At 70.6% G+C, this 16,487-nt stretch carries 16 protein-coding genes; 9 read left to right on the top strand and 7 right to left on the bottom strand.

The window, feature by feature from the left end; genetic code table 11:
- Nucleotides 1-40: 40 nt before the first annotated feature.
- From frr to AQJ84_RS29505, 8 genes are all read left to right on the top strand, one after another.
- On the top strand, nucleotides 41-598 hold the full coding sequence (gene frr, locus AQJ84_RS29535) for a ribosome recycling factor (protein WP_030041028.1): 558 nt from the start codon (nucleotides 41-43) through the stop codon (nucleotides 596-598).
- A complete protein-coding gene (locus AQJ84_RS29530) occupies nucleotides 598-1,791 on the top strand; it encodes a phosphatidate cytidylyltransferase (protein WP_078631960.1) in 1,194 nt (397 codons plus the stop codon). Before frr ends, AQJ84_RS29530 begins: the two co-directional genes overlap by 1 nt.
- A gap of 152 nt (nucleotides 1,792-1,943) precedes the next feature.
- Entirely contained in the window at nucleotides 1,944-2,120 is a 177-nt protein-coding gene (locus AQJ84_RS43220; RefSeq protein WP_157874958.1) for a hypothetical protein, read from the top strand.
- 78 nt (nucleotides 2,121-2,198) lie between these two features.
- On the top strand, nucleotides 2,199-3,305 hold the full coding sequence (gene rlmN, locus AQJ84_RS29525) for a 23S rRNA (adenine(2503)-C(2))-methyltransferase RlmN (RefSeq protein WP_030041030.1): 1,107 nt from the start codon (nucleotides 2,199-2,201) through the stop codon (nucleotides 3,303-3,305).
- 233 nt (nucleotides 3,306-3,538) lie between these two features.
- Entirely contained in the window at nucleotides 3,539-4,618 is a 1,080-nt protein-coding gene (locus tag AQJ84_RS29520; protein WP_030041031.1) for a thiamine ABC transporter substrate-binding protein, read from the top strand.
- A complete protein-coding gene (locus tag AQJ84_RS29515) occupies nucleotides 4,594-6,276 on the top strand; it encodes an ABC transporter permease (RefSeq protein ID WP_079022671.1) in 1,683 nt (560 codons plus the stop codon). Before AQJ84_RS29520 ends, AQJ84_RS29515 begins: the two co-directional genes overlap by 25 nt.
- Nucleotides 6,277-7,299: an ABC transporter ATP-binding protein gene (locus AQJ84_RS29510; protein ID WP_053191515.1), complete on the top strand. Its 1,023-nt coding sequence runs from the start codon at nucleotides 6,277-6,279 to the stop codon at nucleotides 7,297-7,299.
- 25 nt (nucleotides 7,300-7,324) lie between these two features.
- Nucleotides 7,325-8,122 carry a maleylpyruvate isomerase family mycothiol-dependent enzyme gene (locus AQJ84_RS29505; protein ID WP_030041032.1) on the top strand — a complete coding sequence of 266 codons (798 nt, stop codon included), beginning with the start codon at nucleotides 7,325-7,327 and terminating at the stop codon, nucleotides 8,120-8,122.
- Between the two features lie 58 nt (nucleotides 8,123-8,180).
- On the opposite strand, the gene AQJ84_RS29500 is transcribed toward AQJ84_RS29505, so the two are convergent.
- The 7 genes from AQJ84_RS29500 to AQJ84_RS29470 form a co-directional block, all read right to left on the bottom strand.
- Nucleotides 8,181-8,879, bottom strand: a complete 699-nt coding sequence (locus AQJ84_RS29500; protein ID WP_030041033.1) for an LAETG motif-containing sortase-dependent surface protein — start codon at nucleotides 8,877-8,879, stop codon at nucleotides 8,181-8,183.
- Between the two features lie 147 nt (nucleotides 8,880-9,026).
- On the bottom strand, nucleotides 9,027-10,148 hold the full coding sequence (locus tag AQJ84_RS29495) for an LOG family protein (protein WP_030041034.1): 1,122 nt from the start codon (nucleotides 10,146-10,148) through the stop codon (nucleotides 9,027-9,029).
- A 23-nt stretch (nucleotides 10,149-10,171) separates the two neighbouring features.
- On the bottom strand, nucleotides 10,172-10,579 hold the full coding sequence (locus tag AQJ84_RS29490) for a VOC family protein (RefSeq protein WP_030041035.1): 408 nt from the start codon (nucleotides 10,577-10,579) through the stop codon (nucleotides 10,172-10,174).
- Between the two features lie 97 nt (nucleotides 10,580-10,676).
- A complete protein-coding gene (locus AQJ84_RS29485) occupies nucleotides 10,677-12,038 on the bottom strand; it encodes a hypothetical protein (RefSeq protein ID WP_030041036.1) in 1,362 nt (453 codons plus the stop codon).
- Complete coding sequence (locus AQJ84_RS29480; protein ID WP_030041037.1) at nucleotides 12,020-12,760, bottom strand: ABC transporter ATP-binding protein; 741 nt, start codon at nucleotides 12,758-12,760, stop codon at nucleotides 12,020-12,022. Before AQJ84_RS29480 ends, AQJ84_RS29485 begins: the two co-directional genes overlap by 19 nt.
- A gap of 178 nt (nucleotides 12,761-12,938) precedes the next feature.
- Complete coding sequence (locus AQJ84_RS29475) at nucleotides 12,939-14,303, bottom strand: aspartate aminotransferase family protein (RefSeq protein WP_030041038.1); 1,365 nt, start codon at nucleotides 14,301-14,303, stop codon at nucleotides 12,939-12,941.
- A 2-nt stretch (nucleotides 14,304-14,305) separates the two neighbouring features.
- Nucleotides 14,306-14,833 carry an Lrp/AsnC family transcriptional regulator gene (locus AQJ84_RS29470; protein ID WP_030041039.1) on the bottom strand — a complete coding sequence of 176 codons (528 nt, stop codon included), beginning with the start codon at nucleotides 14,831-14,833 and terminating at the stop codon, nucleotides 14,306-14,308.
- 177 nt (nucleotides 14,834-15,010) lie between these two features.
- Between AQJ84_RS29470 and AQJ84_RS29465 the strand changes: the two genes are divergently transcribed.
- Nucleotides 15,011-16,450, top strand: a complete 1,440-nt coding sequence (locus tag AQJ84_RS29465) for a gamma-aminobutyraldehyde dehydrogenase (protein WP_030041040.1) — start codon at nucleotides 15,011-15,013, stop codon at nucleotides 16,448-16,450.
- The last annotated feature ends 37 nt before the right edge of the window (nucleotides 16,451-16,487 follow it).

Genomic DNA, 16,487 nt, shown 5'->3' with positions numbered 1-16,487 from the left:
TACCGCAGCCGGGCCTACTCAAGACACGCAGGAGCAAGTGGTGATCGAAGAGACCCTCCTCGAGGCCGAGGAGAAGATGGAGAAGGCCGTCGTGGTCGCCAAGGAGGACTTCGCCGCGATCCGCACCGGCCGTGCGCACCCGGCGATGTTCAACAAGATCGTGGCCGACTACTACGGCGCGCCGACGCCGATCAACCAGCTGGCTTCGTTCTCCGTGCCGGAGCCGCGCATGGCGGTCGTGACGCCGTTCGACAAGAGCGCGCTGCGCAACATCGAGCAGGCGATCCGCGACTCCGACCTGGGCGTCAACCCGAGCAACGACGGCAACATCATCCGGGTGGTGTTCCCCGAGCTCACCGAGGAGCGCCGCCGCGACTACATCAAGGTCGCCAAGAGCAAGGGCGAGGACGCCAAGGTGTCCATCCGCTCCGTGCGCCGCAAGGCCAAGGACGCCATCGACAAGCTGATCAAGGACGGCGAGGTCGGCGAGGACGAGGGCCGTCGTGCCGAGAAGGAACTCGACGACACCACCGCCAAGTACGTCGCCCAGGTGGACGAGCTCCTCAAGCACAAGGAATCGGAGCTGCTCGAGGTCTGATGAACGACTCTTCCTGGGGCTCTCCGCCACACACCCGGCCGCCCGCCGGGTACTGGGGGCCCATCGACCAGGGGCCTGTCCAGGGGGCTGCCCCGGCGGGTCCCGCGTACGATGCGCATGACGCGCAGCAGACTCGCCCCATGCCCATCGTGCCCGACGTCCCTGCACGTGGCGGAGACCAGGATGACGACCGGGGGGCCGCTCGGCTGAGCGGCCCCTTGTTCCGCGACGAGACGCCGCAGACGCGGCCGTACGACCCGCCGCAGGCCCTGTCCTACGGCCCTCACGACATGCCGCAGGCGTCGTCCTACGGGACGGCGTCGCAGAATCCGGAGCCCATGCCCGACTTCTCGCAGCCGGCGCCCGCGCCGCAGAAGAAGAGCGCGGGCCGGGACCTGAGCGCGGCCATAGGGGTCGGCGTCGGACTCGGTGTGGTGATCGTCGCCTCCCTGTTCGTCGTCAAGGCCGCGTTCGTCGGCGTGATAGCGGTCGCCGTCGTGGTGGGCCTGTGGGAGCTGACCAAGCGGCTGGAGGAGCGCAAGGGCATCAAGGCGCCCCTCGTCCCGCTGGCGATCGGCGGCGCGGCCATGGTCGTCTCGGGGTACGTCCGGGGCGCCGAGGGCGCGTGGGTCGCGATGGCGCTCACCGCGCTGGCCGTCCTGGTCTGGCGGATGACGCAACCGCCGGAGGGCTACCTCAAGGACGTCACCGCGGGCGTCTTCGCGGCCTTCTACGTCCCGTTCCTCGCCACGTTCGTCGCCATGATGCTCACGGCCGACGACGGTCCCCGCCGGGTGCTGATCTTCCTGCTCCTGACGGTCGTCAGCGACACCGGGGCGTACGCGGTCGGCTGGCGCTTCGGCAAGCACAAGCTCGCGCCGCGGATCAGCCCCGGCAAGACCCGCGAGGGCCTGCTCGGCGCGGTCAGCTTCGCCATGGCGGCGGGCGCGCTGCTCATGGAGTTCGTGATCGACGACGGCACCTGGTGGCAGGGACTCCTGCTGGGCCTCGCGGTCGCGGCCAGCGCCACGCTGGGCGACCTCGGCGAGTCGATGATCAAGCGGGACCTGGGCATCAAGGACATGGGCACGCTGCTTCCCGGGCACGGGGGCATCATGGACCGCCTGGACTCGCTCCTGCCGACGGCTCCCGTGGTGTGGCTGCTGCTGGTGCTCTTCGTGGGTTCGGGCTGACCGCCCCACCCGCACGTCTTCTCGGGGCCCCCGCTTCGGCGGGGGCCCCGCGCGTTCCGTGCGACGGCCGCCCAGCCGCGGCACCGGGATGTCTGGACCGCGGCACCGGGATGTCTGGACCGCCGCACGCGCGCGTCACTAGGGTTCCGCCCATGGCGAGAGCGCGGCTGGGGGACGACGGCGGATACCACGGCGACCTGCCGTGCCGTTGGTGCGACACACTCATCGACCAGGCGGGGCGACGCAGGCCCCGGCTGTACTGCCGGACGTCCCACCGCTGGAAGACCTACGGGGCGCGGGTCGCCGCGGTGGTCGGCGGGATGTTCTGAGCGGGCGACGAGGGCGGCCGGAGGGCCGGATCGCGGGGGCCCGGGTCACTCCGATGGATCTGCGACACTGGTACAGCCATGCCTAAGCCCGGAGAACTCATTTTCGTCGCCCCGCGCGGAGCCAAGAAGCCGCCGCGGCATCTCGCCGATCTCACGCCCGCCGAGCGCAAGGAAGCGGTGGCTGCGATCGGGGAGAAGCCGTTTCGTGCCAAACAGCTCTCGCAGCACTACTTCGCGCGGTACGCGCACGACCCGCAGGAGTGGACGGACATCCCGGCCGCCGCGCGGCCCAAGCTGCAGGAAGCACTGCTTCCGGAGCTGATGACGGTCGTGCGGCATCTGTCGACCGACGAGGGCACCACGCGCAAGACGCTGTGGAGGATGTTCGACGGCACGCTCGTCGAGTCCGTGCTGATGCGCTACCCGGACCGGGTGACCATGTGCATCAGCTCGCAGGCGGGGTGCGGGATGAACTGCCCGTTCTGCGCGACCGGGCAGGCGGGGCTGGACCGTAACCTGTCCACCGCCGAGATCGTCCATCAGATCGTGGACGGGATGCGGGCGCTGCGGGACGGGGAGGTTCCCGGTGGACCGGCCCGGCTCTCCAACATCGTCTTCATGGGGATGGGCGAGCCCCTCGCCAACTACAAGCGGGTCGTCGGCGCCATCCGTGCCCTCACCGACCCGGCCCCCGACGGTCTCGGGCTCTCGCAGCGCGGGATCACCGTCTCGACGGTCGGTCTCGTCCCGGCGATCCACCGCTTCGCCGACGAGGGCTTCAAGTGCCGCCTCGCCATCTCGCTGCACGCCCCCGACGACGAGCTGCGCGACACCCTGGTCCCCGTGAACACGCGGTGGAAGGTGCGCGAGGTCCTCGACGCCGGATTCGAGTACGTCGAGCGGTCCGGGCGTCGGCTGTCCATCGAGTACGCGCTGATCCGGGACATCAACGACCAGGCGTGGCGCGGTGACCGGCTCGGCCGGCTGCTGAAGGGCAAGCCCGTGCACGTCAACCTCATCCCGCTGAACCCGACGCCCGGGTCGAAGTGGACCGCCTCCCGTCCCGAGGACGAGAAGGCGTTCGTGGAGGCCATCGCCGCCCATGGAGTACCGGTCACCATCCGGGACACCCGTGGGCAGGAGATCGACGGGGCCTGTGGTCAGCTGGCCGCCACCGAGCGGTAGTGTGACGTTCGTACGCGTTGTTCGAACGACGACATCTTCATATTCCGACAGGGGAGCGCCACAGCGCTGAGAGTGCGGCACCGGCCGCAGACCCTCTGAACCTCGCCCAGGTCATTCTGGGTAGGAAGTTCGGTCACTACTCGAGCTGTTGCGCCCTGCCCGGGAACCTTCGGAGTGTGTCCGAGGCCCCGGGCGGGGCCGCGTCTCTTCCTGGTCACCCCAGGAGGATTTCAGTGAGCATCACCAAGAAGGCCACGGTCGCGGCCGTGGGACTCGGCCTCGTCGCGCTCTCCGCGTGCGGGTCGTCCGACGAGGGCGGGAGCGGCGGCGACTCGAAGACCGTGACCCTCGTCAGCCACGACTCGTGGGCCGTCTCCAAGAGCGTCCTCGCCGACTTCGAGAAGCAGTCCGGTTACAAGGTCAGGGTCCTCAAGGACGGCGACGCCGGGCAGGCCGTCAACAAGGCGATCCTGACCAAGGACAACCCGCAGGGCGACGTCTTCTTCGGCGTCGACAACACCCTGCTGTCGCGGGCGCTCGACAACGGACTGTTCCAGTCGTACGAGGCGAAGGGCTCCGACCTGGTCCTGCCCGAGTACCGCGTCGACCAGGACAAGCACCGGGTCACACCGATCGACACCGGCGACATCTGCGTCAACTACGACAAGGCGTACTTCAGCAAGCACAAGCTGACCCCGCCCGACTCGTTCGACGACCTGATCAAGCCCCGGTACAAGAACCTCCTCGTCACCGAGAACGCCTCCACGTCCTCGCCGGGGCTCGGATTCGTCCTGGGAACCGCCGCGAAGTACGGCGACGACGGCTGGCAGGACTACTGGAAGAAGCTCAAGGCCAACGGCGTGAAGGTCGTCGACGGCTGGGAACAGGCCTACAACGAGGAGTTCTCCGGTTCGGCCGGCGGCAAGCAGGCCAAGGCCGACCGCCCGCTCGTCGTCTCCTACGCCTCCTCGCCGCCCGCCGAGGTGATCTACGCCGACCCGAAGCCGACGACCGCGCCGACGGGTGTCGCGACGGGCACCTGCTTCCGCCAGGTCGAGTACGCGGGCCTGCTGAGCAACGCGAAGAACGCCGAGGGCGGCAAGGCGCTCCTCGACTTCCTGCTCACCAGGGAGTTCCAGGAGGACATGCCGCTCAACATGTTCGTCTACCCGGTGCGGGAGGGCGCCCAGGTGCCGCCGGAGTTCACGAAGTACGGCCCCCAGGCCGAGAACCCCGAGACCATGGACCCGGCGAAGATCGCCGAAAACCGTGACGACTGGGTCAAGTCGTGGACCTCGCTCGTACTGAAGTAGCCGAAGCGGTCCCGCGTAAGGGACGCGCGCGGAGCGCGGCGGTGCGGCTCGGCCTCGTCGCCGCGCCCGTCGCGTTCTTCGGGCTCTTCTTCGCCTACCCCGTCGCCGCGATCGTCGCGCGCGGACTGAAGGTCGACGGGGTCTGGCATTTCGGGCGCCTCACGGACGTGCTCGCGGAGCCCGACATCCGGCACGTGCTGTGGTTCACCACCTGGCAGGCCCTAGCCTCCACGGCGCTGACCCTGCTGATCGCGCTGCCGGGTGCCTATGTCTTCGCCCGTCTCGACTTCCCCGGCAAGCAGGTCCTGCGGGCCGTGGTGACCGTCCCCTTCGTGCTGCCGACCGTCGTCGTCGGCACCGCGTTCCTCGCGCTCGTCGGCCGCGGCGGACTCCTCGACGAGCTGTGGGGCGTACGGCTCGACACCACCGTGTGGGCCATCCTGCTCGCGCACGTCTTCTTCAACTACGCCGTCGTCGTACGGACGGTGGGCGGGCTCTGGTCCCAGCTCGACCCGCGGCAGGAGGAGGCCGCGCGGATGCTGGGGGCGTCGCCTCTGAAAGCCTGGCGGCAGGTCACCCTCCCCGCCCTGGCGCCTGCCGTGGCCGCCGCCGCGCTCATGGTCTTCCTCTTCACCTTCACCTCCTTCGGTGTGGTGCAGATCCTCGGCGGTCCGACCTTCTCGACCCTGGAAGTGGAGATCTACCGGCAGACGTCCGAGATCTTCGACCTGTCCACGGCCGCGGTCCTGACCGTCGTCCAGTTCCTGGCGGTGGGCGCGATCCTCGCCGTGCACGCCGGGACGGTACGGCGGCGGGAGAGCACCCTGCGCCTGGTGGACGCGTCCGTGACCGCGCGGCGGCCCCGCGGGACGGGGCAGTGGGCGCTGCTGGCAGGTGTCCTTGCCGTCATCGCCGTACTCCTGCTGTTGCCGCTGGCCGTGCTGGTGCAGCGGTCCCTGGACGCGCCAGACTTCGGCTACTACCGTGCGCTGACCAGTGATGACGGTGGGGTCTTCCTGGTGGCCCCGATCGAGGCGATCGGCAATTCGCTCCAGTACGCGGTCGTCGCCACCCTGATCGCCGTGCTGATCGGCGGACTGGCCGCGGCAGCGCTGACCCGACGGGACGCGGGCCGGTTCGTACGGGGCTTCGACGCGCTGTTGATGCTGCCGCTCGGGGTGTCCGCGGTGACGGTCGGCTTCGGGTTCCTGATCGCCCTGGACGAGCCGCCGCTGGACCTGAGAAGCACCTGGATCCTGGTGCCGCTGGCCCAGGCGCTGGTCGGGGTGCCTTTCGTCGTCCGGACCATGCTGCCGGTGCTGCGGGCCGTGGACCAGCGGCTGCGGGAGGCGGCGTCGGTGCTCGGGGCATCACCGTGCCGGGTCTGGCGTGAGGTGGACCTGCCGATGGTGCGGCGGGCCCTGCTGATCGCGGCCGGGTTCGCCTTCGCGGTGTCGCTCGGCGAGTTCGGGGCGACGGTGTTCATCGCGCGGCCCGACAACCCGACCCTGCCGGTCGCCGTGGCGCGGCTGCTCGGCCGGGCCGGAGAGCTCAACTACGGCCAGGCGATGGCCCTTTCGACGATCCTGATGCTTGTGTGCGCGGTGGCGCTGCTGGTGCTCGAGCGGCTGCGGACCGACCGGACCGGGGAGTTCTAGATGCTGCTGAGCCTTGACGAAGCGACCGTACGGTTCGGTGGCCGGGCCGTGCTGGACGCAGTGGGCCTCGGTGTCGCCGAGCACGAGATCGTGTGTGTGCTCGGGCCCAGCGGCAGTGGCAAGTCGACGCTGCTGCGGGCGGTGGCCGGCCTCCAGCCCCTGGACGGCGGACGGGTCCTGCTCGACGGACGCGACCAGGCCGGCGTGCCCGCGCACCGGCGTGGTGTGGGGCTGATGTTCCAGGACCATCAGCTGTTCCCGCAGCGGGACGTGGCCGGCAACGTCGCCTTCGGGCTGCGGATGCACGGGGCGTCCAAGGACGAACAGGCCCGGCGGGTGGGGGAGTTGCTCGACCTGGTCGGGCTTCCCGGCGCCGGGCGCCGGGCCGTCGCCTCGCTCTCCGGGGGCGAGCAGCAGCGGGTGGCGCTGGCCCGGGCCCTGGCGCCCCGGCCGCGGCTGCTGATGCTGGACGAGCCGCTCGGCCAGCTCGACCGCTCGCTGCGGGAGCGGCTGGTCGTCGAACTGCGGGAGCTGTTCGGCCGGTTGGGTACGACCGTGCTCGCCGTGACCCACGACCAGGGCGAGGCCTTCGCGCTCGCCGACCGGGTGGTGGTGATGCGCGACGGGCGGATCGCCCAGTCCGGCACGCCGCTGGAGGTGTGGCAGCGGCCCGCCGACGAGTTCGTGGCCCGCTTCCTCGGCTTCGAGAACGTGGTCGAGGGCACGGTGGCCGGGGAGGCCGCCGTCACGCCGTGGGGCAAGCTCCCGGTCGCGGAGGGGGCCGCGCAGGGCGTGCGCTCCTTGCTGGTGCGGCCCGCGGGGGTGCGGATCGTCGACGCGGACGAGGGGCTGCGGTGCACGGTGGCGGCCCGGACGTTCCGGGGGACCCATGTCGCCGTACAACTCCAGCCGGAGGAGGAGGCGCCCCGGCTGGAGGCGGCGTGTGCGCTGCGGGAGGCGCCGGAGGTCGGGGGCGTGGTCGGGGTGGAGTTCGACGCGGCCGAAATCGTCGTGCTCGGCTGATCGGCGGGCGCGTAGGGTCGGCGGCATGACGCTGCTCACCCATGATCGCTACTGTGACGAAATCGCCCACCAGGTAGCGCTGTTGAGGACCGTGGTGACCTCGGGGGCGGACCTGTCCGCGAGCGTGCCGACCTGTCCCAACTGGTCGCTCGAACAGCTCGTACGGCATATCGGTGGCGCCCTGCGCTGGGTGGAGCTGCTGGTGCGGACGCGGGCCGAGGAGGAGATTCCCGAGGATCAGGTGCCGTCGGGCGGCGGGCCGCGGGTGCGGGGTGACGCCGCCGCGCTGGACGCCTGGCTCGCGGAGACCGGCGAGATGATCGTCGCCACGCTGCGGGAGGCCGGCCCCGACGCCAAGGTCTGGTCCTGGGCCGGGATCTTCGACGCCGGTTTCTGGGCGCGTCGTGTGACGCACGAGATCACGATCCACCGTGCCGACGCCGCGCTCGCCGCCGGGCTGCCCTACGAGGTCGCTCCGGAGGTGGCCGCCGACGCGATCGACGAGTGGCTGCAGATCGTGGAGTTCGTGCAGCGGACCCAGCCGCACGACGTGGCGAACGAGCTGCGCGGGCCGGGCCGCAGCATCCATCTGCACGCCACCGACACCGATCCCGCTCTGAACGCCGAGTGGATCGTCGAGCTCACCGAGGGCGTCCTCGAGTGGCGTCGCGGGCACGAGAAGGCGACCGTCGCCCTCCGGGGGCCGCTGACCGCGGTCCTGCTCGCCTTCTACCGCCGCCTGCCGCTGGACAGCGCGGACGTGGAGGTGCTGGGGGAGCGGGCCCTGCTGGAGTTCTGGCTGGAGCGGGCGACCTTCGGGTGACACGGCGGTGGCCCGCCCCCAGGTTGCGGGGACGGGCCACGGCGGCGTGCGTCAGGCGTCAGCGGCTGCTGCTCGCCCCACGGCGGCGCAGGCCGAAGAACACGGCGCCGCCACCGATCGCGACCAGGGCGACCGCGATACCGGCGATGACACCGGTGTTGGAGTTCGCACCGGTCTCGGCGAGGTTGGACTCACCGGCCGCGGGCGACGGAGCGCTCCCGCCCGTGGTGTCCGCCGGGGCGGTGCTGGAGTCGTCCGAGGGCGTCGGAGTCGGGGTCGGGGTGTCCGTCTCCTCGGCCGGCGGGGTCGCGGAGTCCGACGGCGTCGGGGTGGGCGTGGGCGTGGGGGTGTCCTCGGTCTTGCAGGCCGTGGACGGCGTGGTCAGGTTGGGCTTGATGTCCTCGTCCACGTACGGGGTGGCCTTGACGTGGATCCGGTACTCGGCGTTCGGCTTCCAGTCCTCTTCGAAGGTGATGGTGGTGCCTTCGCGGGAACCCCTGACCTCCTGTTCGCCGACCTTCTTGACGTCGGCGCCGTTGTTCTCGAGGAACACGGTGACTATGGCCTTGACGCCGGCGGGGTCCACGTCGGTGACGGTGATGACGCCCTTGGAGCCGTCGCACTTGGCTTCGGCGGAGAACTCGTTGATGTTGCAGGCGAGCGCGGTGCCGGAAGCGCTGAGCGCGAGCGCGGCAGAGGCGGTGGCGACACCGAGGATGCGCACGGAGCGTGCGGCAAGACGGCGGTTAATGGACACGTTTGTCCTTTACGAGTTGCGCAACTGCGGGGGGTTGGCGGGATGTTGATGGGACACCAACATCCCCAGGAGTCTCACAGGTCTATAAGCGCTGCATAAGAAGTGTCAACGCATATGCAGGTTACAGCGGTCGGCTTTGCCGTCTTATTAACCAGCGAGACGTTTCAAGGCGGCCGGAGCCTCCTCGATCCGGTCAACCAGGGCGATTCGGGCCTCCATCCGACGCTCCCGCGCGAGCGCCTGGAGCAACGGCCACGTGGGCAGCCGCTCCGTCCAGTGCGCGCGGTCCACGAGGACCATCGGCGTGGGTTCGCCGCGCGACTCGTAGTAGTTCGGCGTCGCGTTGTCGAAGATCTCCTGCACGGTGCCGGCGGCGCCCGGCAGGAAGACCACGCCCGCGGTGGAGCGGGCCAACAGGCCGTCCTCGCGGGTGGCGTTGGCGAAGTACTTGGCGATGTGCGAGGCGAAGGCGTTCGGCGGCTCGTGGCCGTAGAACCAGGTGGGGACGCCGACGGAGGTGCCGCCCTTGGGCCAGCGGGCCCGCACCTCGAAGGCGGCCGTCGCCCACTCGGTGATCGAGGGCGTGAACTTCGGTGCCTTTGCGAGGAGTCCGAGCGACTCGGTCAGCATCTCGTCGTCGTACGGGGCGGCGTAGGCGCCGAGGTTCGCGGCCTCCATCGCGCCCGGGCCGCCGCCGGTGGCGACCGTGAGGCCGGCGCGGGCCAGCTCCCTGCCGAGCCGCGCGGCACCGGCGTACGCCTCCGAGCCGCGTGCCATCGCGTGGCCGCCCATCACGCCCACCACCCGGGCGCCGGACAGGAGTTCGTCGAGCGCGTCCGAGACGGCGTCGTCGTGGACCGAGCGCAGCATGGAGGCGAAGATGTCGCCGTCGGCCCTGGTCCGCTGGAACCAGGCGTAGGCGAGGGCGTCGGGTGTGCCCTCGTAGCCCTCGGCGAGCCCGGCGAACAACTCGTCCGGTGCGTAGAGGACACCGCGGTAGGGGTCGAAGGGCAGGTCAGGGACGGGCGGGAGGACCATCGCCCCGTCGGCGCGGACCTTGGCGGCCGCGTCGCCTCGCATGGGGCAGCCGAGGAACACGGCGCCCGCCGTGTCCGTGCCGAGCAACTCCCGTGTGCGGTCCGTCAGGTCGACGGCCTGGATCCGGAATCCGGCGAGAGTCGCGCGGGCCGAGACGGTCGCGTCGAACTCCTCGAGGCTCTCGATCTCACGGTCGTCGTGGTGGGCCGCATGGGCGGGCATCGTCTGCACCCGCCCATGCTAGGCACAGCCGTTCAGCCCTCGACGGCCGACGGGTCCATCCACACGACCTCCCAGGTGTGGCCGTCCGGGTCGTCGAAGGAACGGCCGTACATGAAACCGTGGTCCTGGGTCTCGCCCGCCGGGGAGCCGCCCGCCGCGAAGGCCTTCTCGACGAGCTCGTCGACCTTCTCGCGGCTCTCGGCGCTTAGGGCGATCAGCACTTCGCTGGTCTTCTTCGAGTCCACGATCTCCTTCTTCGTGAACTCGGCGTAACGCTCCTTGGTGTGCACCATCGCGACGATGGCGTCACTGATCACGACCGAGGCGGTGTTCTCGTCGCTGAACTGCGCGTTGATCGTGTAGCCGAGCTCGGTGAAGAACTTCTTCGAGGCGTCGAGGTCGTTCACGGCCAGGTTCACGAAGATCATCTGCTGGTACATGCCGGGTCTCTCCCATCGGGTCGTGATGTTCGTGGGGGTAGACCGGCGCCTCGCGCGGAACTCATCGCCGCCCGGGAGAATTTCTCGTACGAAAAACTCAGGCGGCCAGCGGAAGCGCCGCCAGCTCGGCGACGACCAGCGTCAGCGGGCCGAACAGGGCCAGCAGCGCCCCGGCGCGCAGGGCGGCGGCACTGCGCAGCACCGTGGCGGGGGCGCCGAGCCGCAGCAGCGCGGCAGTGGTGTCCGCGCGGTCCTGCCGGGCCTCGACGGCGGCCGTGCACAGCGTCGCCACCGTGCAGCCGGTCACCAGGAGCAGGCCGAGGGCGGTCAGCGGGCCGAAGGAGGGGTCGTCGGCGTCGTACAGCGCGGCCATCGCGTACGCGCCCGACGCGACCGCGCAGACGATGCCGAGGGGGCGGCCGATGCGGGCGGCCTCCGTCATCAGGACGCGGCCGGCGAGCAGCCGCAGGGCACCGGGGCGGGCGGTCTGCAGGAGACGGCCGCACAGGTGGGTGAGGCCGGGGCCGGCGAGGGCGAGACCGGTGGCGGTGAGGATCCAGCCGAGCAGGACGGAGGGGGCTCCGCCGAGGCCGCCGGGGAGGGGCGCCGTGTCGGCGGAGCCGGAGCGGCTGGCGTAGGCCTCCACGGCGAGTCCCGCGGCGAGTACGGCGATACCCCAGGGAAGGCCTCCGGGGGCCTCGCGCGGGGGTGCGGGGAGGGTGTCGGGGTCCAGGGCGTCCCGGTCGGCGCCGGCCGGTGCCGGTACCGGGGCGGGCGCTGCCGGTTCCGCTGCCGGGGAGCCGGCTTTGCGGTCGGTGGCCTCGTCCTGGCCCCGCAGACGCGCGCCGAACCTGCCGTACGCCCCGAACGTCTCCCGCTCCGCGGCCTTGCCGTACGCGCCGAAGCGGCCGAAGGAGCGGATACCGGTACGGGCCGACGCGGGCCGGTCGTCCCGGGGCCGCAGGGCCAGCCCGACCGCCGCCGACGCGATCGCCGGGGTGAGCGCCAGCAGCGTCAGGGCCGCGGGCAGCGGCAGGGGCGCGTCGGCCGCCAGGAACTCCGCCGCCGCTCCGTCGAACGGCATCCCGGTCAGGTCGCCTCGCAGGTGGAGGAAGAACAGCAGCGCGAGCATCGAGCCGAGCGTGCTGGACAGGGCCGTCGTGGTGGCCGAGACCGCCATCAGCCGGGCCGGGCCCAGCCCGATCGCCGAGAGGCCCGGGCGGGGCTTGGTGGCCGGGTCGGTGCGGGCCACCGCGACCGCGAAGTGGACCGTGGCGGCCAGGGGCGTGGCACACCAGGCCAGGCGGAGCGCCGAGGCGCCCGGGGCGTCCGGGTGGCTCATGGCGTGGCCGAGGGTGCACAGGAGGAGGAAGCCCGTACCGGCCGAGGCGGCGGCCACCAGGAGACGGCGGAGCTGGACGGCCGGGTGGGCGCCGCGGGTCAGACGGAGAGCGAGCACGTGGCCCGGCCTTCCGTCTCACCGAGCGGGGGCAGGTGCACGGTCTTCACGCGCCGCCCGTCCAGCAGCGACACCGTGCGGTCGGCGAGGGCCGCGGTCTCCGCGTCGTGGGTGGCCAGGACGACCGTGATGCCGTGCGAGCGGGCCGCCGTGGTGAGGGTGCGCAGGACCTGGGCGCGGTCGGCGCGGTGCAGCGGGGCCGTGGGCTCGTCGGCGAACAGGACGGTGGGGGAGGGGGCCAGGGCCCGGGCGATGCAGACACGCTGGCGTTCGGCCTGGCGCAGTTCGTGCGGGCGCTTGCGGGTGCCGTCGCCGATGTCGAGGCGCTCCAGCCACTCCAGGGCGGCCGTCCTGGCACGGCGGCGACTGGCGCCGCGCAGCATCAGGGGCAGGGCCGCGTTCTCCCAGACGTTCAGCTCGGGGACGAGGGCCGGGGCCGGGTCGATCCAGCCGAAGCGGTCGCGGCGCAGGCGCTCGCGGGTCATCGGGCCCATGGTGTGCACGGGCACGCTGTTGAACCAGACCTCGCCGCGCTGCGCGGGGACCAGGCCGGACAGACACCGCAGCAGGGTGGACTTGCCGCTGCCGCGCGGGCCGCTGACGGCGAGGATCTCGCCCTCGCGCACGCCGAGCGAGACGCCGGTCAGCCCGGGGGAGCCGTCGCGGTGCGTGAAGTGCAGGGCGCGTGCCCAGAGCACGTCGTTGTCGGGCGGGGCCTCCATGCGCGTACACCTCGTTCTGATCCGTTGTGCCTTGCCATCCCCCGTGCGGGGGAACGAAAGCAGAGCCGATCGGTTACCAGGCACGCTAAGGACCGGGGGCGAGGACGCCGGACAGCACGCGGCCGGGGTGCACCCTTCTCACTCGATAGGGTGCACCCCGGCCGGGGACCGCCGGAGGCTACAGCTTGGTCCACGCCTCCGTGAGCGTCGCACGCAGGATCTGCTCGATCTCGTCGAAGGTCCCCTGGTCGGAGATCAGCGGCGGGGCGAGCTGGACGACCGGGTCGCCGCGGTCGTCGGCACGGCAGTACAGGCCGTTGTCGAAGAGGGCCTTGGAGAGGAAGCCGTACAGGACGCGCTCGGTCTCCTCGTCGTTGAAGGACTCCTTGGTGTTCTTGTCCTTCACCAGCTCGATGCCGTAGAAGAAGCCGTTGCCGCGGACGTCGCCGACGATCGGCAGGTCGTGCAGCTTCTCCAGGGTGGAGCGGAACGCGCCCTCGTTGTCGAGTACGTGCTGGTTGAGGTTCTCGCGCTCGAACAGGTCGAGGTTGGCGAGGCCGACCGCGGCCGACACGGGGTGGCCGCCGAAGGTGTAGCCGTGCAGGAAGGTGTTGTCGCCCTTGTAGAACGGCTCGGCCAGGCGGTCGGAGATGACGCACGCGCCGATGGGGGAGTAGCCCGAGGTCATGCCCTTGGCGCAGGTGATCATGTCCGGGACGTAGTCGAACTTGTCGCAGGCGAACATCGTGCCCAGGCGGCCGAAGGCGCAGATGACCTCGTCGGAGACCAGCAGCACGTCGTACTGGTCGCAGATCTCGCGGACCCGCTGGAAGTAGCCGGGCGGGGGCGGGAAGCAGCCGCCCGCGTTCTGGACCGGCTCCAGGAAGACCGCGGCGACGGTGTCCGGGCCCTCGAAGAGGATCTGCTGCTCGATCTGGTCGGCGGCCCAGCGGCCGTAGGCCTCGGGGTCGTCACCGTGGATCGGGGCGCGGTAGATGTTGGTGTTCGGGACCTTGTGGGCGCCCGGGACCAGCGGCTCGAAGGGGGCCTTCAGGGCCGGCAGGCCCGTGATGGACAGGGCGCCCTGCGGGGTGCCGTGGTAGGCGACCGCGCGGGAGATGACCTTGTACTTGGTGGGCTTGCCGGTCAGCTTGAAGTACTGCTTGGCGAGCTTCCAGGCGGTCTCGACGGCCTCGCCGCCGCCGGTGGTGAAGAAGACCTTGTTCAGGTCGCCGGGCGCGTGGTGCGCGAGGCGCTCCGCCAGCTCTACGGCCTTCGGGTGGGCGTAGGACCACACCGGGAAGAACGCCAGTTCCTGCGCCTGCTTGAAGGCGGTCTCGGCGAGTTCCGTGCGGCCGTGTCCGGCCTGGACCACGAACAGACCCGCGAGACCGTCGAGGTAGCGCCTGCCCTTGTCGTCGTAGATGTAGGTGCCCTCACCCCGGACGATCGTCGGCACGGGGGAGTTCTCGTACGAGGACATGCGGGTGAAGTGCATCCACAGGTGGTCGTACGCGGTCTGGCTGAGGTCCTTGGTGCTCACGGCTATCGGGTTCCCCACATGTAGGTCTGCTTCTTGAGCTTGAGGTAGACGAAGCTCTCGGTGGAGCGCACTCCGGGGATGAGCCGGATGCGTTTGTTGATGACTTCCAGGAGGTGGTCGTCGTCCTCGCAGACGATCTCCACCATCAGGTCGAAGGAGCCTGCGGTCATCACCACGTACTCGCATTCGGACATGGAGGTCAGGGCGTCGGCGACGGACTCCACGTCACCTTCCACGTGAATGCCGACCATCGCCTGTCGGCGGAAGCCCACGGTGAGCGGGTCCGTGACGGCGACGATCTGCATCACGCCCTGGTCGAGCAGCTTCTGGACGCGCTGGCGCACGGCCGCCTCGGAGAGGCCGACGGCCTTGCCGATGGCGGCGTACGGCCGGCGGCCGTCCTCCTGGAGCTGTTCGATGATGCCGAGGGAGACGGCATCCAGGTGCGGGCTGCTGCCGTTCCTGGACTCGCGGATCTCCCGTGAGTCCCTGGGGTCTGCGCTTCGACTGGCCACCAGCTCACTGTGCACGACGTCTCGACAGTTCCGCAAGGTCGCAGCGATGAAATTCGTTGTTTACGAGACGGAGACCTGCGGATTTCGCAGCGTTGGCGCGATCAGGGGTGTTGAAAACGCGGGCGGGCGGATTAGGGTGGGTGTCTCAGTACATGGACACCCCAACAGTCAGAAACTGACAGGAGGCCGGCAGTGAGCACCGAGCTGCGTCGTCTGCGCAACTACATCGACGGTGGGTTCCGCGACGCCGCCGACGGACGGACCACCGAGGTGGTCAACCCCGTGACGGGCGAGGCGTACGCGACCGCGCCGCTGTCCGGACAGGCGGACGTGGACGCCGCGATGGCCGCGGCCGCCGCTGCCTTCCCGGCCTGGCGCGACACGACCCCCGCCGAGCGTCAGAAGGCCCTCCTGAAGATCGCGGACGCGTTCGAGGAGCGGGCCGAGGAACTGATCGCGGCCGAGGTGGAGAACACGGGCAAGCCGATCGGGCTGACCCGCTCCGAGGAGATCCCGCCGATGGTCGACCAGATCCGCTTCTTCGCGGGTGCGGCCCGGATGCTGGAGGGCCGCTCGGCCGGCGAGTACATGGAGGGGCTGACCTCGATCGTCCGCCGCGAGCCGGTCGGCGTCTGCGCGCAGGTCGCGCCCTGGAACTACCCGATGATGATGGCCGTGTGGAAGTTCGCCCCGGCGCTCGCGGCGGGCAACACGGTCGTGCTGAAGCCGTCGGACACGACCCCGGCGTCGACGGTCCTGATCGCCGACATCATCGGCTCGATCCTGCCCAAGGGCGTCTTCAACGTCATCACCGGCGACCGTGACACCGGCCGTCTGATGGTCGAGCACCCGACCCCGGCGATGGCCTCCATCACGGGTTCGGTGCGCGCGGGCATGTCGGTCGCCGAGTCCGCGTCCAAGGACCTCAAGCGGGTCCACCTGGAGCTGGGCGGCAAGGCGCCGGTCGTCGTCTTCGACGACACCGACATCCCCAAGGCGGTCGAGGACATCTCCGTCGCGGGCTTCTTCAACGCGGGGCAGGACTGTACGGCCGCCACCCGCGTGCTCGTCCAGGAGGCGATCCACGACGAGTTCGTCGCCGCCCTCGCGAAGGCCGCCGCCGAGACCAAGACCGGGCAGCCGGACGACGAGGACGTGCTGTTCGGCCCGCTCAACAACCCCAACCAGCTCAAGCAGGTCTCCGGCTTCATCGAGCGGCTGCCCGCGCACGCCAAGGTCGAGACCGGTGGTCACCAGGTCGGTGAGAAGGGCTACTTCTTCGCGCCGACCGTCGTCTCCGGCCTCAAGCAGGACGACGAGATCATCCAGAAGGAGGTCTTCGGGCCGGTCATCACCGTCCAGTCCTTCTCCGACGAGGACCAGGCCGTGGAGTGGGCCAACGGCGTCGAGTACGCCCTCGCCTCCTCCGTGTGGACCAAGGACCACGGCCGTGCGATGCGGATGTCCAAGAAGCTCGACTTCGGCTGTGTGTGGATCAACACCCACATCCCGCTGGTCGCCGAGATGCCGCACGGCGGCTTCAAGAAGTCCGGCTACGGCAAGGACCTCTCGAGCTACGGCTTCGACGACTACACGCGGGTCAAGCACGTGATGACGTCCCTGGACGCGTGACGCGCTGCGACACCTCGCGGCCCCGGACGGTACGAGT

It is taken from the genome of Streptomyces resistomycificus (assembly GCF_001514265.1).
GTDB classification, from domain to species: domain Bacteria; phylum Actinomycetota; class Actinomycetes; order Streptomycetales; family Streptomycetaceae; genus Streptomyces; species Streptomyces resistomycificus.
The sequence above is the reverse complement of the archived record's forward strand: the minus strand, read 5'-3'. Positions and strand labels throughout refer to the sequence as shown.